This window comes from Catellatospora aurea (assembly GCF_042663325.1).
GTDB lineage: Bacteria > Actinomycetota > Actinomycetes > Mycobacteriales > Micromonosporaceae > Catellatospora > Catellatospora aurea.
This window is the reverse complement of record NZ_JBHTAC010000004.1, coordinates 109,577-131,783: the sequence shown is the minus strand read 5'-3', so window position 1 is coordinate 131,783 and position 22,207 is coordinate 109,577. Positions and strand designations below refer to the sequence as shown.

Sequence of the window (22,207 nt, the reverse complement as noted above, 5' to 3'; positions counted from 1 at the left end):
ATGTTACCGGCTGTCGAGAGGACGTCACGATGAGGCCCCGACTGCGCCGGTGGCTCGACCTCGCGCGCCTGCTCCGCGGCGCGGGCCCGCTGCCCGTGACGGTCGCGCTGCTCGTCAGCGCCGCGTTCGGGCTGGCCCCGATCGTGTTCATGGTGGGCATGGCGGTGCTGCTGTCCCGGGTGCCCGCGGTGGCCCGCGGCGAGGCCGCGCTCGGCGCCGCCGTCGGCCTCACCCTCGCCGCCCTCGTCGCGCAGCAACTGCTCGGCCCACTGCAGTTCGCACTGGCCGAGCTGCTCGCGCGGCGGATCGACGGGCACTGCGTGCAGCGGGCGCTGCGAGCGGCGTACACCGACGCGCCGGTCGCGGCCCTGGAGCGCCCCGGCACGCTGGACCTGCTCACCGACGTGCGCACAGCGATCGACCGGGCCAGCCCGTCGCCCGGCCAGGCCGCCGCGGCGCTGCCCGCGCTGCTGGCCCGCTACGCCGGGCTCGCCGGGGCGGTCGTGCTCATCGCGGTGGTGCTGTCGCCGCTCGCCGGCCTCGTCGTCGCGGCGACCGCGCTGGTCATCCGGTTCGGGCAGCGCGGCTCGCTGGGCCGCTTCGCGGCGGCGTGGGACGCGCTGTCGCCGCAGCGCCGCCGCCTGGCGTACACCCGCACCCTGACCACGGGCACCGCGGCCGCCAAGGAGATCCGGGTGCTCGGGCTGCTCGGCTTCCTCACCGCACGCCTGGACACCGAGCACCGCGGCTACCTCGATCCGATCTGGACCATGCGCAGGCGGCTGCTGCTGCGCCCGTTCCTCGGCTTCGCCCTGGCCGGGCTCGTCGGCGCGACCCTGGCGCTGGCCGCGGTCGCCCAGGCCACCGCGAGCGGGGAACTCGACCTGCTCGGCTACGCCGTCGCCGTGCAGGCGGTCCTGGTGCCGATCCGGTTCGGCGTCTACTTCCCCGAGGCCGACGTGCAGACCCAGTTCGGCGGCCGCGCCCTGGCCGCGCTGATGAACTTCGAGCATGCGGTACGCGGTGCGGCCCTGCCCGGGACCGCCCCCGCGCCCGCCCCGCAGCACGAGATCAGGTTCACGCAGGTCGGCTTCGCCTATCCCGGCGGCCGCCGCGTGTTCACCGATCTCGACCTGGCCATCCCCGCCGGACGGTGCACCGCGATCGTCGGCCTCAACGGGTCCGGCAAGACCACCCTGGTCAAACTGCTGACCCGCTGCTACGACCCCGACCGCGGCGCGGTCACCGTCGACGGCCACGACCTGCGCGACCTCGACGCCCGCTCGTGGCAGCAGCAGCTCGCCGTCGTCTTCCAGGACTTCAACCGCTACGAGCTGAGCGCGGGCGAGAACATCGGCCTCGGCACGGGCACCCCGGCCGCCTGGCGCGCCGCGGCGGCCCGCGCCGGGGCCCTGGACCTGCTCGACGACCTGCCCGCGGGCCTGGACACCCCGCTGCACGCCCGCTACACCGGCGGCCGCGACCTGTCCGGCGGCCAGTGGCAGCGCGTCGCCCTGGCCCGTGCCCTGCACGCCGTCGACCGCGGCGCGCGCCTGCTGGTGCTCGACGAACCCACCGCCGCCCTCGACGTACGCGCCGAGGTCGAGTTCTTCGACCGCTTCCTCACCCAGACCGAGGGCCTGACCAGCGTCATCATCTCGCACCGCTTCTCCACGGTGCGGCGCGCCGACCAGATCCTGGTGCTCTCCGACGGGCACGTGGTCGAACACGGCGACCACGACACGCTGATCGCCGCGGGCGGCCACTACGCCGAGATGTTCGCGCTGCAGGCCAGCCGGTTCCGCGACGACCTGGCGGCCGCCGCATGAGCACCCTGCGCACGGCGCTCGTCTTCGTGTTCGGCCTGGCCTGGGCCGCCGACCGGCGCAAACTCGCCATCGGCGTCGGCCTGATCACCGGCGGTTACCTGGCCACCCCGTTCATCGGCTTCCTGCTGCGCGACTTCACCGACGCGGCGCTCGCCGGGGCGACCGGTCCCGCCACCGCGCTGGCCGTCGGCGTCGCGGCGCTGCTGGTCGTGGAGCTGATGCTCGGCCATTTCGCGCACCTGTACTACTTCGAGGTCGGCGAGCAGGCCGGCACCGTGCTCGACCGGCGGCTGATGACCCTGGCCAACGGGCAGCCGACCGTGGCCCACCTCGACGACCCCGGCTTCGCCGACACGCTCGCGCTGGCCGCCCAGGACGCCGCTCAGACCCGGCAGTCCCTGGAAGGGCTGCTGCACCTGGGCGGGCTGGTGCTGCGGGCCGCGATCACCATTGTCATCCTCGCCGCCGTCGACCCGTGGCTCGCCCTGCTGCCGCTGGCCGCGGTGCCGCCGGTGCTCGTCGCCCGCCGCGCCGCGAAGCTGGCCGAACGCGCCCGCGAGCACACCGCCGAAGCGGGGCGGCTGTCCAGCCACCTGCTCACGCTCGCCGCCGACGCCGACGCGGTCAAGGAGATCCGGCTCTGCGGGGCGGACGAGTTCCTGCTCGCCCGGCAGGCCGAGACGTGGTCCCGCATGACCGACACGCTGTGGGCGGCGTACTGGCGGGCCGCGCTGCTGCGCGGGTGCGGGCAGCTGCTGTTCGCGTTCGCGTACGGCGGGGCGATCCTGCTGGTGCTCGGCCGCGCCGTGGACGGCACCGCGACCGTGGGCGAGGTCATCCTGGTGGTGACCCTGGCCGTGCAGATCAGCGTGCAGGTGGCCGGGGCGATCGGGCTGCACGCCACGGTCGCCGCCGCCGCGCGCACCGCGGGCCGCTTCGCCGAACTGGCCGCCGCCGCACCCCGGCCGGAATCCGCGACCGCGGCAGCCCCGCGGCGGCTGCGGCACGGCATCCGCCTGGACGGCGTCACCTTCGCCTACCCGGGCGCGGCCGAGCCGACGCTGCGCGACGTCGACCTGACCCTGCCCGCCGGAGCGACCGTCGCGCTCGTCGGCGAGAACGGCGCGGGCAAGAGCACCCTGGTCAAGCTGCTCTGCGGGCTGTACGCCCCGACCGGCGGCACGCTCACCGTCGACGGCACGGACCTGCGCCGCATCCCCGCCGCGTCGTGGCACCGGCGGATCGCCATGCTGTTCCAGGACTTCGCGCGGCTGCACTGGACGGTCCGCGACAACGTCGGCGTCGGCGAGCTCACCCTGCACGACGACGACACGGCACTGCAGGCCGCGATCCACCGCGCCCGCGCCGGGCGGGCCGTCGACCAGGCCGGGGGTCTGGAGGGCCTGCTCGGCCGGGGGTACGCCGACGGCACCGAACTCTCCGGCGGCCAGTGGCAGTCGCTCGGCCTCGCCCGGTCGCTGATGCGGCCCCGGCCGCTGCTGCTGGCCCTGGACGAGCCCGCCGCCGCGCTCGACGCCCACGCCGAGAACGCGCTGTTCACCCGCTTCGCCACGGCGGCCCGGCGGGCGGCGCGCGGCTCCGGCGCGATCACCCTGTTCGTCTCGCACCGCTTCTCGACCGTACGCGCCGCCGACCTGATCGTCGTGCTGCGCGACGGCACGGTCGCCGAGCTGGGCAGCCACGACGACCTGATGGCCCGCCGCGGCCTCTACCACGACCTGTTCACCCTCCAGGCCAAGGCCTACGCCTGACCCAGCCGATTCGAAGGAAGGGCATGGTTCGATCAACGCCCGCGGTCGCATGTTCCGGCCCCAGACGGCGATCTCACGCCGCTGCACCTGCCAACCCGCCTGCGCGAACCGGATCTAGAAGAGTTGTGGCTGCCAGAGCGACAACAACTCTTCTAGATCCGCCGGTGCCCGTAGTCGGTGGGCACCGGCAGCGGGGGTGGTCGGGGAGGGACGGGCCAGGGTGTGTTCTGGTCTGGCGGGGAGCGGGGTGCCGGGCCGAGGTCCGGAGCGGATCTGCGATCTCACCGAGGCGGGGGTCGGATTTGTGACGGGTCCTAGGCAAGGTGGAGCGATCAACTTACCGTGTGCGCCATGACCGCCTCTCCGCTGCGCCACGCCGCCCCCGGCGACGACGTCGCGCGTACCCATAACCCCGTTCGTCCGTACCGCAGCGCCGTCGCTGTCGCCGGTGTGCTCGTCCTCGCTCTGCTGGGCACCGCCGCCTGCGGGAAGAAGGGCGAGCCGCAGGCCAGCGCCAGCGCCAACACCGTGATCACGGACAGCCCCGGGACCAGCGCGAGCGCCCTGCCGTCCGGCTCCGCCGCGGCGACGCCGTCGGCGACCGGTGGCAGCGGCAACGGCAGCGGAACGCCGACGTTCCCCAAGACGGCCAAGGACTACGGACTGGCCGCACTCGCCGCCTGGGCGTCGGGCAGCAAGTCCAAGCTCGACCTGTACGCCGTCCAGGCCGCGGTGTCGCAGTTCATGGGCCACGGCAAGCCCAACAGCCAGTGGACCACGCTCAACTGCTCGGCCGCCGGCAGCGGGCGCACCGCCTGCGACTACCGCAACGCGCACGGCGACGACACCCGGCTGACCATGGAGGACACCCAGCTCGGCCACCCGACGGCGGTCGTCGACGTGTTCGTCAACCGCACCCAGTACCCGGCAGACGCCGCCGGCTACGTCGGCTACTTCATGGCGGCCTGGGGCGACGGCAACAAGCAGCGGATGACCCGCTTCTCCAGCTCGTCCATCGCGAACATGTTCACCGGCAAGACCCCACCGACCGGCAGCCAGACCGAGGCCACCCAGAACGGCAGCAGCTGGACCGTGAAGGTGACCGGCCTGCCGCTGGGCTCGGGTAACTGGACGTTCACCGTCGACGGCGGCAAGCTCGGCGGCGGCAACGCGATCACAGCGGCGAAGGTCGACTGATCGGACCGGCCTCGGCGGCTCGGTTGGCCGGACGCTCCATGATGGAGCACATGGTGGTGACCGGACGTGATCCTGACGGGGCGCTGCAGCTGTGGCGAGTGGGCCGACGCCGTCTGGCGTGGCGGCCGCGGTCGGCGAGCAGCGCCTCGCAGGAGCCGGGGCCGTTCCCCGACCTGCCCGGGCGGCTGGTCGGGCAGGCGCTGGAATGGGTGCCCGCGCTGGCCGCCACGGTCGTCGTCTGGCCGTGGCGGCGGTGCGCCGGCCGCTGGCCGGTCGTCGCGTACACCCTGGGCATGGCGGACCAGTCCGGCTACCACTACCACGAGGTCGTGCACAGCCGCGCCGCCGCCGACGCGCTCGCCGCGCGGTGGGCCGCCGAGATCCGAAAGTATGGCCGGCCGCAGGGCCGCGAGCCGGACGAGGTCGTGCCGGACCGACACCGCCTGCTCGACGACTGGCTCGGCGGCGGGGGCGCATAGACTTCGCCGTGATCGGGTGACGGCGACGCGGGGGGCGAGACGAGTGTCCGAGACTGACCAGGGGCTTGCCGACGCGCCGCCGATCCTCAGCGATGTGCCCGGCTCGTTCACCTGGCGGGTGCTGCACGACCGGCATCCGGCGATCATCGAGCAGGTGTCCGGGGCGTTCCCGTACCCGCCGCGCATCCGGGCGGCACTGGCACGGCTGGCCGAGGACGCCGTGTCCGGTGTCGTGGAGCCGCTGCCCGCCGACGCCCACGACGCCGCCGACTGGGCCCGCTGGAGCGCGCCCTACCTGGGCATGGCCTGGTACGACGTGCCGTTCCTGTGGGCCGAGAACTACTTCTACCGGCGGCTGCTCGAAGCCGTGGAGTACTTCCGGCCCGGCCCGTGGCGCGGGCTGGACCCGTTCACCCCGCAGAAGTCGGCGGAGCTGGCCGACCCGGCGCTCGACGCCGACCTCGCCGCGCTGGCCGACCTGGCCGGTCGTCCCGTCGAGGAGCAGCTGACCGCGGCCGTGGACGCCGCGCTCTGGGGTAACCGCGCCGACCTGGCCACCCGCGTGTCCAACCCGGAGGCCGAGCACCGCAAGCAGGCGTCCGACCTGGTCGCCGACGACAGCGCGGCGCTGCGGCGGCTGCTCGCGCCGGGCAGCGGCGGCACGGTGTGCCTGGTCGCCGACAACGCCGGGCGCGAACTGATGCCCGACCTGGCCCTGATCGACGTTCTGCTGCGCGAGGGCCTGGCCGACCGGGTCGAGCTGCACCTCAAGCCCCAGCCGTACTTCGTCTCCGACGCCATGCTCCACGACCTGCTGTCCTGCCTGCGACGGCTGGCCGAGGCGACCCCGCCGCTGCGGGAACGGCTGTGGTCGGCGCTGGACGGCGGGTCGCTGGAAGTGGTCACGGACGCGTTCTACTGCGAGCCGCTGAGCTATCACGACCTGCCCGGCGACCTGGCCGCACGGTTCCGGGCGGCGAAGCTGACGATCGTGAAGGGCGACCTGAACTACCGCCGCCTCGTCGGGGACCGCCACTGGCCCGCGCACACCCCGTTCGACACGGTGACCGCGCACTTTCCCGGGGCGGTCGCGGCGCTGCGTACGCTCAAATCCGAGGTGCTGGTCGGCGCACCGGACGTCGGGGCGCTGGACGCCGCCGGCCCCGGCTGGCGGCTGGACGGCACCCACGGCCTGATCCAGGTCCGGATCTAGGCGGCGTCAGCGGCGGCTGAACAGGTTGCGCAGGTTGGAGACACCGATCGCGACGGCGGCGGCCACCGCGAGCACCCCGAACGCGATCCGCAGGTTCGTCACCAGCAGCCAGGTCAGCCAGCCCAACCCGACGACGATGGCCAGGCTCGCCAGGAACAGCAGCAAGCGGCGGCGCAGCACCGCCTCGACGGCCATCACCGCCAGCACCGCCAGCGTGCACGCCAGCAGCAGCGAACCCTGCTCCAGCAGCAGCGCGAAGCCGAGCAGGAGCAGCAGCACGGACAGCGACGCCCCGGCCCAGAACCGCAGCAGCGCGCCGGCCGGGGCGGCGACGTCGGGCACGACGCGGTTGCGCAGGTGCGCGTGCGGCGGCGGCAGCGGCGGCACGCCGCCCACCGCGCGGAGCTGGTCGCGTTCGTTCACCGCGGCGCGGCGGCGGGTCCGCAGCTGCGCCACGGCCTGCTCCTGCGCGGTCAGGGCGGCGGCCGCGCCGTCACCGCCGCGGCGGCTCGCGGTCACCGTCGGCGGCAGCAGCTCCAGCCCGGCCGACATCCGCCGCAGCTCGTCCTGGCCGTCGGCGATCCGCCCGTCGAGTTCGGCGATGGTCTCCGCCAGCTCGCGGGCCCGGTCGGCCCCGGCGCGCAGCGCGCGGGCGGGCGTCGGCGGCACCTTGTCCAGGCCCGCCCAGCCGACCGGGTCGCCCCACGAGGTCCGGATCGCCCCGCTGCGCTCGTAGCGGGGACCGGCGGGAGCGCGTTCGCCGCCGAACGGGTCGGCCGTGTCCAGCCCCCACAGGCCGCGGTAGTCGCGCACCCAGGGCGTGGCGGAGTCGATCAGGATCGGGGTCCACGGCCGGGACGTGCCGGGACCGATCCGTACCCCGTCGCCACGGCGGTAGTCGACGTACGGGATGCCGAGGCCTTCGGCGACCTTGCCGCGGGTCCACGGGAACAGCACCGCCCGCACGCGGGTCAGCGTGTTGAGCGCGCCCTCCAGCGCGGGCGGCTGCACCCGCACCAGATAGTCGCCCGGCAGGTACGCCCCCGAGTGCGAGCCCGCGCCCGCGTTGGCCACCAGGTGCGTGCCCTCGACCCAGGTCAGGTCGGGGTCGTCGGGGCGGCGGCGCAGCTCGTCGCCGACCTCGTCGTGGGAGGACAGCGCCACCCAGGCGAGGGAGAACCCGTCCTCCGGTGACGGCACCAGGTACAGGGTGAGCTGCTCCCAGTCGGACTCGTGGTCGTTGACGCCGCTGAAGCTGGACCGCCAGTCGTTCATCGCGTACAGGAACCAGTACTGGATGACGACGTAGCCGCCGTCGGAGCTGACGTGGGCGTGGTAGGCGTCGGTCTGCGGTCCGGCGGCGGCGTACTGGCGCTGCACCGCGGCGGTGAGCCCGCCCGGGACCCGGCCGCGCAGGGTCAGCGACAGGCGCAGCAGCGAGTCGATGAACCGGCCGAGTAGCCCGACCGCGGCCAGCCGGGACACCCCGGTGAACTTCGGCCGGTCCGGCCTGCGCCGCCATTCCCGCAGCTCACGATGCCCCAGGCCGCGTGGGGCGTAGCGCAGGAACAGCGCGGCCTCGGGATGCTCCCGGGCCGTCTCGGCCAGCCGCTCGGGGTTCAGCTCGCCGTGGTCGACCAGCAGCGTCGGCGCGCCCCGCGACGTGTGGTGCGAGGCCCACAGCGCCGCTCCGGCCAGGTAGGTGTCCACGGGCATCGGGAAGAACATCTCACCCGCGGTGAAGCAGAGCACCGGCTCGTATCGGCGCACCAGCGCGCGCAGGTCGACCCCTTCGAGCAGTCCCGCACGGTCGTCTACGCCGGTCACCACCGTAGTGTCACAGCTCCGGCGCGGCTGATCGGTCGAAACCTGCTCATACCGTCCCGCCCGAGGTGACGCGGGCGGGACGGGTGCGCGGCGGTCAGAAGCCGCGGAACACCTGGCGGAGCAGAGTGAGGTCGGCTTCGCCCGCGGTCTCCACGGCGGCCGGGGTGTGCTGCGGCGACAGCCGGCCCACGATCAGGCGCAGCCAGGCCTCGGCGGGCAGCCGGAGCACGCCGTCGGCGTCGGCTGGCGCGTCGGTCAGCTCGACCTTGTCGGCCAGCCGCAGGCCGTGCACCGCGTCGGGGCCGGTGGTCTCGACGCGCAGCGTCAGCGTCCGGCCGTCGAGCGCCTCGGACTTGGCCAGCCAGCCGAACATGCCGCCGAGCGTGCCCGTGAGCAGGGGCACCGCCTCGGCGGCGAGCACGGCCCGCGGGTCGCCGCCGACCCGTACGTCCCACGAGTGGAAGGTGTACTCGCTCAGCCGCAGGGTCGCCGCGGTGGCCACATCGACCGGCGCGGGCAGGAAGCCCATGTCGATCCGCAGGTCCGCGCGCGTGCCCGCGTCCAGCGACTCGTACTTGGCCAGCAGGGCGTCGTTGGCGGCGAGGAAGCCTTCGGCCCGTTCGGCGGGGGCCATCGCGTCCCAGCGCGCCCAGACGCCCTTGTTGAACTCGAAGCCGGGGTTGGGCTCGCCCGCCAGCGCCGCCTCCACCGTCGCGAGGTGGATCTCGGCGCCGCTGCCCAGGTGGCTGAGCACCTGGGACACGTCCCACTCGGACGCGCCGGACGGGCCGGTGAGGTCCGCTGCCGGCAGGTCGCGCACGTGCGCGGCGAGCGTGTCGTGGCCGGACCGCAGCGCGGCGATGGCGGCGTCGGCGGAGCTGGTCATGGGTACTCCTCGGTGATCGCGAAGGTCGTCGGCTGGATCAACCCCGGACCCGACCCGCTTGTTCCGCTCCGGCCGAGGCGACCGGGCCGTACCGGGTCTGCACGGCGCGAGTCTGCAGGGCCCAGTAGCGGTCGCCGTAGGACCAGTGCCACCACTCGGTGGGGTAGTTGACCATGCCCACGCCCGACAGCGCGAGTGACAGCGCGTCGCGGTGCTCGCGGGCCGTCGCCGACACGTGCGGCGAGGCGGTGAAGCAGGCGTCCGCGCTGGCCAGCGGGCTCGCGTTGACGGCGGTGCCCATGTCCAGCTCCAAGCCCTGCTCGGTGCACAGGGTCAGGTCGACGGTGCCGCCGGTGCTGTGCGGCGCGACGTCGGGCGGCGAGACGTACTTGCTCGCCTCGGTGTGCAGGCGCTCGGCGTCCCATCCCGGATGGGCGGCCCGCAGCTCGTCCTGGTAGCCCTCGAAGTACTCGGTCTGCAGGCGCAGCGGCCGGTACGCCTCGATCACCAGCAGCCGCAGCCCGTCCGGCAGGGCCCGCTGCGCGTCCAGCAGGCGCTGGGCGACACCCTCACGCAGATGGGCGTACGCCCCGGCGGGATCGGCCAGCCGCGAGTCGATGCGCAGCTCCGGCACCTCCCGCAGGTCGATCATGGGTTCGCCGTTGTCGCCGAGGGCGATGGCGGAGATCCGGCGGTCCGACAGCAGGATCATGCCGCCGCCTCGCTAATCAGGTCGGTCACGGCACACAGTCCACCCGGTCGGCTGCGACGTGGACGTGAGCGCGAACGCTCACACCCCGCTCACACGTGGCCGCGCAGGCGCGTCACCGGCCGATGACGCACCCGCGGGCTAGCATCCGGCAATGACGATTCTCGCGGACGTGACCGGTGACTGGACCGGGGCCAACGGCTTCCGGCTGATGCCCCAGGACCCGTTCGCCGAGTCGCCTGCCACGCTGACGCTGGCCACGGCGGCAGGCGGCCACATGACGACGGTCGCCTACACCTGGGCGCACCCGGCGGACGGTCCGCAGCAGGGCCTGCTCGCCCTCGGCGCGGGTGAGGAGCCGGGCGCGGTGGTCGGGCTGTGGAGCGACTCATGGCACCAGCAGCCTGCGGCCAGGACCATGCCCGGCACCGTACGCGACGACGGGGTCGTCGAGCTGGAGGCCGACTACGGCGGCGGCTGGCGCTGGCGGATCATCATCGACGCCACCGGCGCGACGCTCCAGCTGCGCATGGACAACGTGATCCCCGCCGAGCACGCCACGGCCGAGATCGCCGCCGGGCCGTACCCGGCGATGCTCATGACGTTGCGCCGCCGCTGAGACCGCCCGATCGTGTCACGTCCATCACCGGTGGGCCCGCCGCCAGTTGGTACCGGTGGGAGCACATCGGGTGACACGGGGAGCTTTGGACATGTGGATTCGCACGTCGCTGCTGGCCGCCGCGGGCACGGCGTACGCGCTGCTGCCGCTGACCGCCGCCGCGGGCGCGCCGGTGCCCGGGGCACCGGAGCCGGTGGTGCCGGACGCGGTGTACCCGCTGGTCGCGTACGCCGAACCGGACCTGGGCGGGGCGTCGCAGGCGTTCGGCGCGGGCGTGTTCGACGCCGACTCCGGCGGCCTGGGCGCGGTCGGCGGTGACGCCGTGTCGTCGCTGCGCGTGGCCGAGGGCTTCCGCGTGCTGGCCTGCGACCGCACCGCGGCCCAGAGCGCGGACGCGGTCGACGGTCTCGGCTCCTGCCGCTACTTCGACGCCGGCTGGTACGACCGGGTCGGCGGCGGCCTCGACGACAGGATCTCGCTGCTGACCGTGGTCGCCGCGAAGGAGACCGGCCAGGGCGTCACCGTGTACGGCGAGCCCGCGCTGTCCGGCGGCAAGCTGCACCTGGGCTCGGGCCGGTACGAGGCGGCCGCGGGCGACCTGGATCGCCTCGACGCCGTCCGGTCCCTGTCCGTGGCCGACGGTCACCAGGCCGTGCTCTGCGACAGCGACCGCTCCACGGCCACCGCCAGCGGCAACCCGGGCCTGTGCCAGGTCTTCGGACCCGGCGAGCACCCGACGGTCGGCGACGGCCTGGACGGGGCGGTCTCCCTGGTCGCGGTCGGCGGCCCGGCGGTCACCGCGACGAGCGAACCCGGGTTCGGCGGAGCCGTGCAGTCGTTCGGCCCCGGGGTGCACCAGGCCGCCGCCGCGCAGCTGGCCGCGGTGGGCAACGACGCGATCAGCTCGCTGCGCGTGGCGGCCGGTCAGCGGGTGCTGGCCTGCGCCGACGACCAGGTCGCGCCGGCTGTGCTGGGTGAGTGCACGCTGTTCGGCTCCGGGGTGCACGAGCTGGCCGGAACGGGCCTCGATGACGGCATCTCCCTGCTGGCCGTGTCGGCGGGGCCCTCGACCGGCCAGGTCCTCACCGCGTACGCCGACGGTGGTTTGACCGGTTCGTCCGGGGCGTTCGGCGCGGGCATGTTCGCCGCCACCGACCTCGGCACGGTCGGCAACGACGCGATCAGCTCGCTGACCCTGGCCGACGGCGGCCGCGCGGTGCTCTGCGAGCACGACGCCACCGCGCCGGGCGAGGTCGGCGACTGCCGCCTGTTCACTGCCGGCGACCACGCGACCGTCGGCAAGGCGCTCAACGACCAGACCTCCTTGATCTTCGTCGCCTCCTGAGCGGCTCCCCGCCCGGCATCGGCTCCACGGCCGACCAGGTCACAGCACACGGACGGTCATCATGCGTGCACGTTTCGTGCTGCCTCTAGCGGCAGTCGCTCGGTCTTCGGCTACATCTTTTTTGATGTGAGCACATCAAAAAAGATGTAGCCGCTCGACGAGTGGTCCCTCGCGTCGGCGCTACCCAGAGTCACCCGCCGCGCCGGTTCTGGCCGTCGGCCATGTCGCGCCAGGCGCACGCGCTACGCCGTGGGCGTACAGCGGGATAATCGTGTTGCGGAGTGAGTGCTCACTCATTTAGAGTCGCCACCGTGACTGACGCCTCCCCCAGGCGCCGGGTCTCCCCGTTGACCCCCGAGGACCGGCGCGCCGCGATCATCGCGGCGACCCTCCCCTTGCTGCGTGCCGAAGGTGTGCACGTGAGCAGCAAGCAGATCGCCGAGTGCGCGGGTGTCGCGGAGGGGACCATCTTCCGCGCCTTCCCCGACAAGAACGCCCTGATCGCGGCGACCCTCGCCCACGCCTTCGACCCGGCCCCCACCATCGAGTCGATCAAGGCGGTGGCGGGCGACCCCGATGTCCGGTTCCGGCTCAAGACCGCGGTGCGGATCCTGACCCGCCGCTTCCGCGACAACGCCCCGCTGATGATGTCGCTGCGCGGCAGCGGACTCGCCGTGGTCACCACCACGCCCGTGTTCGACCCCCGCGAGGCGCTGACCGGTATCTCGGATGCGGTCGCCGAGCTGATCTCCGAAGATGCCGACCGGTTCCGGCTGCCGCCGCAGACCGTCGCGTCCCTGCTCATCTCGATGGTGTTTTTCAACAACCGCAACGAGGTCCTCCCCGAAGACCAGATCGTCGACGTCGTCCTGGACGGCGTGCTCTCCCCCGAGGCCAAGAAAGAGCCCGCATGCTGATCACACTCGTACGCCGCCAGCTGCGGCCCTACCGGCGGCACATCTCGCTCGTGGTGCTGCTGCAGTTCGTGCAGACGGTGGCGAACCTCTACCTGCCCACCCTCAACGCCGACATCATCGACCAGGGCGTGGTCAAGGGCGACACCGGCTACATCATGCGCATCGGCGCCGCCATGATCGGCGTCTCGCTGGTGCAGATCATCTGCTCGATCGGCGCGGTCTACGTCGGCGCGCAGGTCGCCAGCGCGCTCGGCCGCGACGTCCGGGCCGCGATCTTCGACCGGGTGCAGTCGTTCTCCGCCCGCGAGGTGGGCCACTTCGGCGCGCCGTCGCTCATCACGCGTACCACCAACGACGTGCAGCAGGTCCAGATGCTCGCGCTGATGACCTTCACCATGATGGTCAGCGCGCCGATCATGATGGTCGGCGGCATCGTCCTGGCGCTGCAGCTCGACGTGCAGCTGTCCGGGCTGCTGCTGGCCGTGATCCCGGCGCTGGTCCTCGGCATCGGCTTCATCGTGTGGCGCATGCGCCCGCTGTTCCGAGCCATGCAGACCAACATCGACGAGGTCAACCGGGTGATGCGCGAGCAGATCACCGGCATCCGGGTGATCCGCGCGTTCGTTCGCGACCGGCACGAGCAGGAGCGCTTCGCCGGTGCCAACACCGAGCTGACCAACGTCGCGCTGGCCGTCGGCAAGCTGATGGCCTCGATGTTCCCGTTCGTCATGCTCGTCATCAACATCTCGACGGTGGCCGTGCTGTGGTTCGGCGCGCACCGCATCGACAGCGGCGGCATGGAGATCGGCGCGCTGACCGCGTACCTCAGCTACCTGATGCAGATCCTGATGGCCGTGATGATGGCGACCTTCATGTTCGTGATGCTGCCGCGTGCCGAGGTGTGCGCGGAGCGCATCGAGGAGGTGCTCGGCACCGACTCCAGCGTCGTCCCGCCGACCGCGCCGGTCACCCCGGAGGGGCTGCGCGGGCACCTGGAGCTGCGCGACGTCGAGTTCAGCTACCCGGGCGCGGAGGAGCCGGTGCTGCGCAGCATCGCTTTCAGCGCCCGGCCCGGCGAGACCACCGCGATCATCGGCAGCACCGGCAGCGGCAAGTCGACGCTGCTGCACCTGGTGCCGCGGCTGTTCGACGCCACCGGCGGAAGGGTGCTGGTCGACGACGTCGACGTGCGCGACATCGAGCCGCAGGCCCTGTCCCGGGCCATCGGTTTCGTCCCGCAGAAGCCGTACCTGTTCTCCGGCACCGTCGCGTCCAACCTGCGCTACGGCAAGGCCGACGCCACCGACGAGGAGCTGTGGCGGGCCCTGGAGGTCGCGCAGGCCAAGGAGTTCGTGCAGGCCATGCCCGAGGGCCTGGACGCGCCGATCGCCCAGGGCGGCACCAACGTCTCCGGCGGCCAGCGCCAGCGCCTGGCCATCGCCCGCGCGCTGGTCAGCCGGCCGGAGATCTACCTGTTCGACGACTCGTTCTCGGCCCTGGACTACGCCACCGACGCCGCGCTGCGGCGGGAGCTGTCCCGGGAGACCTCCGACGCAACGGTCGTGATCGTCGCCCAGCGCGTCAACACCATCCGCGACGCCGACCGCATCCTCGTCCTCGACGACGGGCAGGTCGTCGGCACCGGCACCCACAGCGAACTCATGAACAGCAACGTGACCTACCGCGAGATCGTGCTGTCCCAGCTCACCGAGGAGGAGGCGGCGTGACCCAGACCCCCGTACGCCGTGATTCAGGGCCTCGCTTCGGACCCGGCGCGATGATGGCCGGCCCGCCGCAGGGCAAGTCGCTCAACTTCAAGCAGTCTAGCCGCCGCCTGCTGAAACTGCTGGTGCCCCACCGCGTCGCCGTCTGGTCGGCCGTGGTGCTCGGCGTCATCGGCGTGGGCCTGTCGGTGATCGGCCCGCGCATCCTCGGCCACGCCACCGACGTGCTGTTCACCGGCATCATCAGCGGCAACATGCCCGAGGGCGCGACCAAGGCGCAGGCCGTCGACGCGGTCCGCGCCCAGGGCAACGGCACGCTGGCCGACATGCTCAACTCGATGGACCTGGTCCCCGGCCGCGGCGTCGACTTCGACGCGCTCGGCCGGGTGCTGCTGGTCGCCCTCGGCGTGTACGTCGCCGCGTCGCTGTTCTCCCTGATGCAGTTCCGGATCATCACCACCGTGGTGCAGCGCGCCGTGTTCGCGCTGCGCGAGCAGGTGGAGACGAAGCTGTCCCGGCTGCCGCTGAGCTACTTCGACGGACAGCAGCGCGGCGAGGTGCTCAGCCGGGCCACCAACGACATCGACAACGTCGCGCAGACGATGCAGCAGTCGCTGAGCCAGCTGATGAACTCGGTGCTCACCATCGTCGGCGTACTGGCGATGATGTTCTGGATCTCGCCCCTGCTGGCGCTGATCGCGCTGGTCACCGTGCCGGTGTCGGTGTGGGTGACGATGCGGATCGGCAAGAAGGCGCAGCCGCAGTTCATCGCGCAGTGGGCCGTCACCGGCAAGCTCAACGCCCACATCGAGGAGATGTACACCGGCCACTCGCTGGTCAAGGTGTTCGGGCGGCAGCAGGAGGCGGCCGAGACGTTCCGCGAGCACAACGAGGCGCTGTACAACGCGGGTTTCAAGGCGCAGTTCATCTCCGGCATGATCCAGCCCGCGATGTTCTTCATCGGCAACCTGAACTACGTGCTGGTCGCGGTCGTCGGCGCGCTGCGGGTGGCGTCGGGCTCGCTGTCGCTGGGCGACGTGCAGGCGTTCATCCAGTACAGCCGCCAGTTCAGCCAGCCGCTGAGCCAGGTCGCCGCGATGTCCAACCTGGTGCAGTCCGGTGTCGCCTCCGCCGAGCGGGTGTTCGAGCTGCTCGACGCGACCGAGCAGAGCCCCGAGCCGGTCCCCGCGGCCCGGGTGACGGACCTGCGCGGACGGGTCGGCTTCGAGCATGTGTCGTTCCGGTACAGCGAGGACAAGCCGCTGATCGAGGACCTGTCGCTGGCGGTCGAACCCGGCCAGACCGTGGCCATCGTCGGCCCAACGGGCGCGGGCAAGACCACGCTGGTCAACCTGCTGATGCGCTTCTACGAGGTGACCGGCGGGCGGATCACGCTCGACGGCGTCGACATCGCCGCGATGGACCGCGAGGACCTGCGGTCCAAGACCGGCATGGTGCTGCAGGACACCTGGCTGTTCGGCGGCACCATCGCCGACAACATCGCGTACGGCGCAAACTCCCCCACCCGGGAGCAGATCGTCGAAGCCGCCAAGGCCGCGCACGTGGACCGCTTCGTCCGCACGCTGCCCGACGGCTACGAGACGGTGCTGGACGAGGACGGCACCAACCTCAGCACCGGCGAACGCCAGCTGATCACCATCGCGCGGGCGTTCCTGGCCGAGCCGAGCATCCTCATCCTCGACGAGGCGACCAGCTCCGTCGACACCCGCACCGAGGTGCTCATCCAGCGGGCGCTGAACTCACTGCGCAGCGGCCGGACCAGCTTCGTCATCGCGCACCGCCTGTCCACCATCCGCAACGCCGACGTCATCCTCGTCATGGAGCACGGCTCGATCGTCGAACACGGCTCCCACGACAAACTGATCGCCTCCGGCGGCGCCTACGCCCGCCTCTACGAGGCCCAGTTCGCCGGCGCCACCACCGACTGAAACCAAAGGAAGGGCACCTTCTTAACGGACGTCCGTGTAGAAGGTGCCCTTCCTTCGTTTCGGGGTCGCGGAGGGTGAGCGAAGGTCAGTGGCGGTGGGTGCGCAGGACGCCGGTCAGCATCGGGAGGGTGAAGTCGCCGCCGGCGGTATCCGGCTGGGCCGCGAGGTAGGCGCGGAGCCGGTCCGCGGTGGCCCGCTGGTCGGGTTCCGGCATGACCAGCACACCCGCGCGGGTCGCGAGGGTGGCGACAAGGGAGTCGGCGGTGCGGTGCTGGCCGTGCGGGAACTCGGCCTGCTCGGGTGAGCCGAACCGGGGCAGGCCGGTGTGCGGCAGGTGCAGGCCTGCCGTCGCGGCGCGCCAGTTGCGCAGCGTGTCGCGCGGGCCGACGACGGCGCTGCCGCCGACCCGCTCCAGTCCGGCGATCCAGTCGACGCGGTCGTCCAGGACGTTCCACAGTCCGGCCAGGACACCGCCGGGCGCGAGGACCCGGGCGATCTCCGGCCCCGCGACCGCCATGTCGAACCAGTGCATCGCGTTGCCGGCCAGCACGGCGTCCACGGAGCCGTCCGGCAGCGGGATCATCTCGGCATTGCCCTGCAGGGCACGGACGCTCGGCAACGTACCGCGCAGCTGCGCCAGCATCGCCGGATCCGGCTCGACGGCGACGACGTCGATGCCCAGCGCGACCAGCGTCGCGGTCAGCTTGCCGGTCCCCGCGCCGAGGTCGAGCACCCGCGGGCCGGGGGCGGGCTCCAGGGCCCAGCGCACCGCGGCCTGCGCGTAATCCGGGCGGTGCTCTGCGTAGGCGGCCGCGGCTGCGCCGAACGACGAGGAGTAAAGCAACCGTTCATCTTGATCCACACCAGCAGCCTATTGGTGCCGGGGCGCGACGGCGACCCGCAGAACCTCAGCGGCACGTACAGCCGCCGCTCGCCCGGCTCGCGCCCGGCGACAGGGTCTCGCCGGCGGCGGAGATCGGCGGGCGAGTCACCCACACACCTACTCCAGCCTGGCAAGCACCAGATCCACGACTGACCGGTAGTGCTCGACACGCTCCGTCACGGGCAGCCCCATCCGGCGGCGGCCCTCGTTGGTGGCGATCCGATACATCAGCGCACGCACCAGCATCTGATCCCACTCGGCGCGGTCGGCCCAGCGATCCGGTAGCGCTTCAGACGCATCGTGCCAGGTCATGGCATCCACGACGGCTACCGCCAGCGCCCACGACGCCGGCCGGTGATAGACCGGCCAGTCGATGACCGCCGGGGCGAGCCCGTCGGCGAACATCACGTTGCCCAGCAGATCACCGTGGACCACCTGGGACGGCGAGTGCACCGGCCGTCGTACGCGAGCCAGCGGCTCCAACACCTCCGTCATCACCTCGCCGCCGCGCAGCGGCAGTTCCTGCCAGGCGACGCGGTCGCCGAAGCTCCACGGATCGTCCCGCTCGTCCAGGAACGACGGCCGCGCGAGCCCGGCCAGCGCCTCGTGGAACGCCTCCCCCGCAGCGAGGACGTCGTCCCACCGCCGCGGGTCAGGGCTGCCGGGCGTCAACCGCCATGCCTGCCAGCCCAGCACCGTCCAGCTGCCGTCGCCGGCCCGCACCGGTCGGGCGACCCGGAAACGCCGGCTCCCGGGAAGTCCCGACAACACCTCGGCGACCCATGCCGTCTCCGCCTCCAGCCCGCCGGGCTTGAGGACGACATCGTCGGCGCACCAGGTCCGGCCCTGACCGCCCGGCAGCGGGACGGCCGGGCCGCGAGCACCGAACGCTGCCAGTACCTCCGGAGCGGGAACCTCACGTGCCATCCCGGCAACCTAACCGCCGCGGCCGGGCCGGGGCGACCGCATTCGCCCCGCGCCGACGTCCCCGGGAGTCAGGAGATCGTCTGCGGACCGCGGAGCAGCTGCGCGAGATGTTCGATCTCCTCCACGGTGACGTTCGCGTCGAAGTGGCTGCGGACCCCGGCCGAGTTGTGTTCATACAGCCAGTCCACGTCGGCCCCGCCGGCCGCCATCGTGGAGCGCACGGGCCAGTACCTGCGCAGCAGCGAGATCGCGGCGACCATCCCGAACCACACGAACGGCGTCGCCACCTGCGCGACCGCACGGACCCTGCTCACCGGGCCGCCCGGATCTCGGCGGCGCACACGCCGGGCCGCACGAACGGGTGCAGGTCAGCGTCGAACGCCTGCGGCGACAGCCCGTCCACGGTGCCGCGCAGCAGCCCGAGGTGCACACCGCACACCACGTCGGGGTGGCGCCGGGCGACGTCGAGGAACGGGCAGGCGTGCAGCTCGATCCGGCCGGCTCCGTCCTGTGGCGTACGCACGGGGTCGAAGCCGAGCTCGGTGAACAGCGCCATGGCCCGCGCGGTCGCTTCGTCGAGCGTGGCGGTCGCGCCCACCGGCCCGGCAGCCGAGTCCACCCCGGCGACGCCTGTCCGCCGCAGCCAGCGCCGGCCGGCGCGCTGGGCCAGGTCGGCGCCCCGCACCTCGTCGAGCTGACCGGCGAGCACCTCCGCGAGCAGCGCGTAGCCGCCTGCCTCGACGGCGGGCGTCACACCGGCGTACACCGCCTGCGGGCGGCCGGGGCCGCCGCGGGAAACGCTGCTCTGCACCACGTACCCGGCGTCGATAAGGACTTTCAGGTGGAAACGCACCGTGTTCGGGTGCAGGCCGGTCGCCTGTGCCAGCGCGGTCGCGTCCTGCGGCGTGCCGGCCTGGCGTAGCACCTCCAGCACCCGGCGGCGGCTGGCCACCGCGAGTGCGCCGTAGGTCATATCGTCAGCCACGGACCGAATATATACGATGGCGATAGTAAAAAAGGAGGAGCCTGTGCGCACCGACATCACCGACCGGGCCGACATCACCGGGGTCGTGACCGACTTCTACACCCGGGTGTACGCCGACGACCTGCTCGGCCCGATCTTCATCGACGTCGCGAAGATGGATCTCCCCGCCCACCTGCCGATCATGAGCGACTTCTGGGAGACGGTCCTGCTGCGCACGGGCAGCTACCGCCGCAACGCGCTGCAGTCGCACTTCGACCTCAACCGGCTGGTCCGGCTGGAGCAGCACCACTTCGACCGCTGGCTGACGCTGTGGCGGGCCACCGTCGACGACCGCCACGCGGGCCCCCTCGCCGAGCTGGCGAAGACGCAGGCCGGCCGCATCGCCGGGTCGATCGGGCGGCGGCTGGGCGGCTCGACCGGCAGCGAGCACGTCACCATCTCGACCGTCAGGCCGTGACCGCGGGCGCTTGACAGCGCCCCGGTCCGTTCGGTTAGCTCGATCCCAGCGCGTTCGGGTACGCGCCGAGACTCGCCGGAAGGCTCGAAGCCACCCCGCCTGTTGTCAGGCTGGGCGACGTTCACCGACGCTCTCATCCGCCCGTGCGAGTCCGGGCGTGGAGCGAGGTGCTCACATGAAGACGCTGCCCGACAATCCCGACCTCGGTCACCTGCGCCGGCAGGCCAAAGATCTGCTGGCCGGGCTGCGTGACACCGACCGGCGGGTCACGCTGGCCGGCGCACAGGCCTCCCTGGCCGAGCAGTACGGGTTCCGCACCTGGGCCGACCTCAAAGCCGAGGTCGACCGCCGCCGCGGCCGAGCCGAGATCGCCGATCCCGCGCTGGCGCGGCAGCTCGCCGCCCGGTTCGGCCTGGATGAGGTCACCGGTCCGATGCGGTCGGTGGCCCGGCCGGACGAGATGGGCCGGCGCTGGTCACTGGAGACCGATCGCGGCCGGTGGGCACCGCGCACTGTCGACGACGTGTTCCCGGTGACCGACGGCGAGGCGAACACCCTTTTCCAGGAAGCCGCCGCGCGGGCGGGCGTGGCCCTGCCGGCCCCCGTCCGCAGCCGGTCCGGGGCGTCGATCGAGTCGATCGAGGGAAACCGCTGGCGGGTCTACGAGTGGCGGCACTCCGGTCCGCCGCTGGCCGCGCCGGTCAGCGCGTCGATCACGCACGCTGTCGGCGACACGCTCGCGCTTCTCCACGGCCTCCGCCTGCCCGCGAACGAGATCTGCCCGTGGAGTTCGGTGCGGCTCGGGACGGCGAGCTGGGCGGAACTCGCCGACACGGTCGCCGCGAAGGGCGTCGGCTGGGCCCCGGCCCTGGCCGCGGCAGTGCCCCTGCTGTCCGAGTTGGAGAAGGTCGGCGAGGGCTCGGCCGTACCGGAGCCAGTGCTGTGCCACAACAACGTCACTCCCGGCAACGTACGCCTCGGTATGGGTGGCTGCCTCATCCTCACCGGATGGGAACATGCCGCCGGGCTGCCACCGGCGTGGGAGCTGTGCAATGCGCTGGCCGCGTGGGCGGTGGACCCTCGCGGCGGAATCAACGTCGCCGCGGCCCGTGCCCTGGTCGACGGCTACCGTGCGCGGGCCGGTTCGCTGCCGTCGTTGAGCGTCGACTCGTTCCGTGGCGCGGCGACCGGGCTGCTGAACTACGTCGCCGGGCAGGCCGACGTGGCGCTGGCCGCACAGGGTGAGCAGGACCAGCGGTACGCCGACCGCAACATGCGGCACCTGCTGACCCACCTGCCGTCCCCGACCACATACCAGCAGGTCCTCGACGCCGCGCTGACGGCGGACGAAACTGCTCCGGCAGCCGCTCGCCGCTGATCCGGTCAGCCTGCTCGCGGGACGGCCTCGTCGACCTACGCGACCGTCCCGCGAGCAGCCAATGCAAACGGGGCAGCACTCAAGCGCCCTGCCCGAGCCGGTCCCCGAACCAGGTCATCGCCTGGCCGTGCGAACGGGTCCAGGCCAGCGGCCAGCCGTCCAGCGCGAGCAGGTTGTACGCCGCGCCGTCGGGCGGCGGCGGTGCCGCACCGGCCGGCAGGACGTCGGCGGAGTCGTTCGAGACCCAGTGGCCGGGCAGCCCACGCACGAGCTCGACGAACGTCGCCTGCTGCGGTGCGGGCACCTGGTACAGCACGGAGGTGTGGAAGACGACCAGGGTCGCGCCGGCTGGAGCCTGAGCCGCGAGCGCGGGCAGGGCCTCGTTCAGGTCACCGCGTACCAGCAGCGGCGGGTCGGCCGCGGCGACGACGGCCGCGGCTCGCAGCCGGTCGCGGCGGTGCTGGTGCTCGGGCCAGATGAGCGCGTCGAGCCAGGCGACGTCGGCCGGGTCGGTGACGTCGAGCGGGTTCAGATCGATGCCGGCCCGCCAGACGACCTCGGGCAACCGGTCCGGCGGGGCGGTTCCGGTGACCGTGCAGTCGAGGACCGGGCCGTGCTCGCCCAGCAGGTGCTCGCCGTAGCGGTAGGCATACCGGTCCGGGTAGAGGCACAGGCCGGCGGACGCGCCGACCTCAAGCAGGGCCAGCGGCTGGGGCAGCGCGGCGAGCACCGGCAACAGCACCGCGCACCGGCCGGCCTCGTTGGTCTGCGTGGCCCTAACGGTCATCTCGGCCGCGACGGCGGGCCAGTTCCGCACGATGAACGCGCAGCACGCGGCCGGGTCGGCCACCGGCCCGCCGAGCAGGCGGACGACGCCGAACAGCAGCTGCGGGTGCCACTTCTCCGGCGGCAGCGTGCCGAGCAGGGCCAGGACCTCGTCGTCCTGGCTGACCGCCGCGCCCAGTCGTTCGTACACCGGCGAGACGCCGTGCGCCTCCATCTGCGCGAACTCCGCGAAAACCCCCGCGATCGTCATGCCCGCCATCGTCGCACCGCGCCACTCTCCCCGCTGCCCCGCAGAAAACCACAGCTCACCGCTACAGCAGTGACA

20 protein-coding genes are annotated in these 22,207 nt (G+C 72.8%); 12 read left to right on the top strand and 8 right to left on the bottom strand.

Features of this window, described 5'->3' with window-relative positions; all coding sequences use genetic code 11:
* Window positions 1-29 precede the first annotated feature (29 nt).
* The 5 genes from ACFQO7_RS05895 (at window position 30) to ACFQO7_RS05875 (ending at window position 6,490) form a co-directional block, all read left to right on the top strand.
* Complete coding sequence (locus ACFQO7_RS05895) at window positions 30-1,829, top strand: ABC transporter ATP-binding protein (RefSeq protein WP_376805445.1); 1,800 nt, start codon at window positions 30-32, stop codon at window positions 1,827-1,829.
* Window positions 1,826-3,601: an ABC transporter ATP-binding protein gene (locus tag ACFQO7_RS05890; RefSeq protein WP_376805444.1), complete on the top strand. Its 1,776-nt coding sequence runs from the start codon at window positions 1,826-1,828 to the stop codon at window positions 3,599-3,601. The genes ACFQO7_RS05895 and ACFQO7_RS05890 overlap by 4 nt, the downstream gene beginning before the upstream one ends.
* A 351-nt stretch (window positions 3,602-3,952) precedes the next feature.
* Window positions 3,953-4,798, top strand: coding sequence for a hypothetical protein (locus tag ACFQO7_RS05885; RefSeq protein WP_376805443.1), 846 nt, complete (start codon window positions 3,953-3,955; stop codon window positions 4,796-4,798).
* Between the two features lie 50 nt (window positions 4,799-4,848).
* Window positions 4,849-5,277, top strand: a complete 429-nt coding sequence (locus tag ACFQO7_RS05880; protein ID WP_376805442.1) for a hypothetical protein — start codon at window positions 4,849-4,851, stop codon at window positions 5,275-5,277.
* Window positions 5,278-5,320: 43 nt separating this feature from the next.
* Window positions 5,321-6,490, top strand: a complete 1,170-nt coding sequence (locus ACFQO7_RS05875) for a damage-control phosphatase ARMT1 family protein (protein ID WP_376805441.1) — start codon at window positions 5,321-5,323, stop codon at window positions 6,488-6,490.
* Between the two features lie 6 nt (window positions 6,491-6,496).
* Here the strand turns inward: ACFQO7_RS05875 and ACFQO7_RS05870 are convergent, their stop codons facing one another.
* The 3 genes from ACFQO7_RS05870 to ACFQO7_RS05860 all read right to left on the bottom strand — a co-directional run bounded on the left by ACFQO7_RS05870 (window position 6,497) and on the right by ACFQO7_RS05860 (window position 9,915).
* A complete protein-coding gene (locus ACFQO7_RS05870; protein ID WP_376805440.1) occupies window positions 6,497-8,317 on the bottom strand; it encodes a hypothetical protein in 1,821 nt (606 codons plus the stop codon).
* A gap of 94 nt (window positions 8,318-8,411) precedes the next feature.
* Window positions 8,412-9,203, bottom strand: coding sequence for a maleylpyruvate isomerase family mycothiol-dependent enzyme (locus ACFQO7_RS05865; RefSeq protein ID WP_376805439.1), 792 nt, complete (start codon window positions 9,201-9,203; stop codon window positions 8,412-8,414).
* Between the two features lie 37 nt (window positions 9,204-9,240).
* Window positions 9,241-9,915 carry a M15 family metallopeptidase gene (locus ACFQO7_RS05860; protein WP_376805438.1) on the bottom strand — a complete coding sequence of 225 codons (675 nt, stop codon included), beginning with the start codon at window positions 9,913-9,915 and terminating at the stop codon, window positions 9,241-9,243.
* Window positions 9,916-10,066: 151 nt separating this feature from the next.
* On the opposite strand from ACFQO7_RS05860, the gene ACFQO7_RS05855 reads away from it, so the two are divergent.
* The 5 genes from ACFQO7_RS05855 to ACFQO7_RS05835 all read left to right on the top strand — a co-directional run bounded on the left by ACFQO7_RS05855 (window position 10,067) and on the right by ACFQO7_RS05835 (window position 16,466).
* Entirely contained in the window at window positions 10,067-10,531 is a 465-nt protein-coding gene (locus tag ACFQO7_RS05855) for a hypothetical protein (RefSeq protein ID WP_376805437.1), read from the top strand.
* A gap of 91 nt (window positions 10,532-10,622) precedes the next feature.
* The gene (locus ACFQO7_RS05850; RefSeq protein ID WP_376805436.1) at window positions 10,623-11,876 is read left to right on the top strand and encodes a hypothetical protein; all 1,254 of its coding nucleotides are present in this window, start codon (window positions 10,623-10,625) and stop codon (window positions 11,874-11,876) included.
* Window positions 11,877-12,187: 311 nt separating this feature from the next.
* A complete protein-coding gene (locus ACFQO7_RS05845) occupies window positions 12,188-12,793 on the top strand; it encodes a TetR/AcrR family transcriptional regulator (protein WP_376805435.1) in 606 nt (201 codons plus the stop codon).
* A complete protein-coding gene (locus tag ACFQO7_RS05840; protein ID WP_376805434.1) occupies window positions 12,787-14,520 on the top strand; it encodes an ABC transporter ATP-binding protein in 1,734 nt (577 codons plus the stop codon). The genes ACFQO7_RS05845 and ACFQO7_RS05840 overlap by 7 nt, the downstream gene beginning before the upstream one ends.
* Window positions 14,521-14,570: 50 nt before the next feature.
* Window positions 14,571-16,466 carry an ABC transporter ATP-binding protein gene (locus tag ACFQO7_RS05835; RefSeq protein WP_376805557.1) on the top strand — a complete coding sequence of 632 codons (1,896 nt, stop codon included), beginning with the start codon at window positions 14,571-14,573 and terminating at the stop codon, window positions 16,464-16,466.
* Between the two features lie 85 nt (window positions 16,467-16,551).
* Here the strand turns inward: ACFQO7_RS05835 and ACFQO7_RS05830 are convergent, their stop codons facing one another.
* The 4 genes from ACFQO7_RS05830 to ACFQO7_RS05815 all read right to left on the bottom strand — a co-directional run bounded on the left by ACFQO7_RS05830 (window position 16,552) and on the right by ACFQO7_RS05815 (window position 19,261).
* On the bottom strand, window positions 16,552-17,328 hold the full coding sequence (locus ACFQO7_RS05830; RefSeq protein ID WP_376805433.1) for a class I SAM-dependent methyltransferase: 777 nt from the start codon (window positions 17,326-17,328) through the stop codon (window positions 16,552-16,554).
* 138 nt (window positions 17,329-17,466) lie between these two features.
* Complete coding sequence (locus ACFQO7_RS05825) at window positions 17,467-18,276, bottom strand: TIGR02569 family protein (protein WP_376805432.1); 810 nt, start codon at window positions 18,274-18,276, stop codon at window positions 17,467-17,469.
* A gap of 68 nt (window positions 18,277-18,344) precedes the next feature.
* Window positions 18,345-18,590: a hypothetical protein gene (locus ACFQO7_RS05820; protein WP_376805431.1), complete on the bottom strand. Its 246-nt coding sequence runs from the start codon at window positions 18,588-18,590 to the stop codon at window positions 18,345-18,347.
* Window positions 18,587-19,261 carry a helix-turn-helix transcriptional regulator gene (locus ACFQO7_RS05815; protein WP_376805430.1) on the bottom strand — a complete coding sequence of 225 codons (675 nt, stop codon included), beginning with the start codon at window positions 19,259-19,261 and terminating at the stop codon, window positions 18,587-18,589. The genes ACFQO7_RS05820 and ACFQO7_RS05815 overlap by 4 nt, the downstream gene beginning before the upstream one ends.
* A gap of 43 nt (window positions 19,262-19,304) precedes the next feature.
* On the opposite strand from ACFQO7_RS05815, the gene ACFQO7_RS05810 reads away from it, so the two are divergent.
* Both ACFQO7_RS05810 and ACFQO7_RS05805 read left to right on the top strand, forming a co-directional pair.
* Window positions 19,305-19,718: a group III truncated hemoglobin gene (locus tag ACFQO7_RS05810; RefSeq protein ID WP_376805429.1), complete on the top strand. Its 414-nt coding sequence runs from the start codon at window positions 19,305-19,307 to the stop codon at window positions 19,716-19,718.
* Window positions 19,719-19,893: 175 nt separating this feature from the next.
* Window positions 19,894-21,096 carry an aminoglycoside phosphotransferase/kinase family protein gene (locus tag ACFQO7_RS05805; protein ID WP_376805428.1) on the top strand — a complete coding sequence of 401 codons (1,203 nt, stop codon included), beginning with the start codon at window positions 19,894-19,896 and terminating at the stop codon, window positions 21,094-21,096.
* A gap of 79 nt (window positions 21,097-21,175) precedes the next feature.
* On the opposite strand, the gene ACFQO7_RS05800 is transcribed toward ACFQO7_RS05805, so the two are convergent.
* Window positions 21,176-22,132, bottom strand: a complete 957-nt coding sequence (locus tag ACFQO7_RS05800; RefSeq protein ID WP_376805427.1) for a DUF2332 domain-containing protein — start codon at window positions 22,130-22,132, stop codon at window positions 21,176-21,178.
* Between the last annotated feature and the right edge of the window lie 75 nt (window positions 22,133-22,207).

Bases quoted from the DNA above. Each gene is read 5' to 3' on its own strand.
- ACFQO7_RS05895 (WP_376805445.1), top strand. From the start codon at position 30: ATGAGGCCCCGACTGCGCCGGTGGCTCGACCTCGCGCGCCTGCTCCGC.
- ACFQO7_RS05890 (WP_376805444.1), top strand. From the start codon at position 1,826: ATGAGCACCCTGCGCACGGCGCTCGTCTTCGTGTTCGGCCTGGCCTGG.
- ACFQO7_RS05885 (WP_376805443.1), top strand. From the start codon at position 3,953: ATGACCGCCTCTCCGCTGCGCCACGCCGCCCCCGGCGACGACGTCGCG.
- ACFQO7_RS05880 (WP_376805442.1), top strand. From the start codon at position 4,849: ATGGTGGTGACCGGACGTGATCCTGACGGGGCGCTGCAGCTGTGGCGA.
- ACFQO7_RS05865 (WP_376805439.1), bottom strand. From the start codon at position 9,203: ATGACCAGCTCCGCCGACGCCGCCATCGCCGCGCTGCGGTCCGGCCAC.
- ACFQO7_RS05860 (WP_376805438.1), bottom strand. From the start codon at position 9,915: ATGATCCTGCTGTCGGACCGCCGGATCTCCGCCATCGCCCTCGGCGAC.
- ACFQO7_RS05855 (WP_376805437.1), top strand. From the start codon at position 10,067: ATGACGATTCTCGCGGACGTGACCGGTGACTGGACCGGGGCCAACGGC.
- ACFQO7_RS05850 (WP_376805436.1), top strand. From the start codon at position 10,623: ATGTGGATTCGCACGTCGCTGCTGGCCGCCGCGGGCACGGCGTACGCG.
- ACFQO7_RS05840 (WP_376805434.1), top strand. From the start codon at position 12,787: ATGCTGATCACACTCGTACGCCGCCAGCTGCGGCCCTACCGGCGGCAC.
- ACFQO7_RS05835 (WP_376805557.1), top strand. From the start codon at position 14,571: ATGATGGCCGGCCCGCCGCAGGGCAAGTCGCTCAACTTCAAGCAGTCT.
- ACFQO7_RS05825 (WP_376805432.1), bottom strand. From the start codon at position 18,276: ATGGCACGTGAGGTTCCCGCTCCGGAGGTACTGGCAGCGTTCGGTGCT.
- ACFQO7_RS05805 (WP_376805428.1), top strand. From the start codon at position 19,894: ATGAAGACGCTGCCCGACAATCCCGACCTCGGTCACCTGCGCCGGCAG.
- ACFQO7_RS05800 (WP_376805427.1), bottom strand. From the start codon at position 22,132: ATGACGATCGCGGGGGTTTTCGCGGAGTTCGCGCAGATGGAGGCGCAC.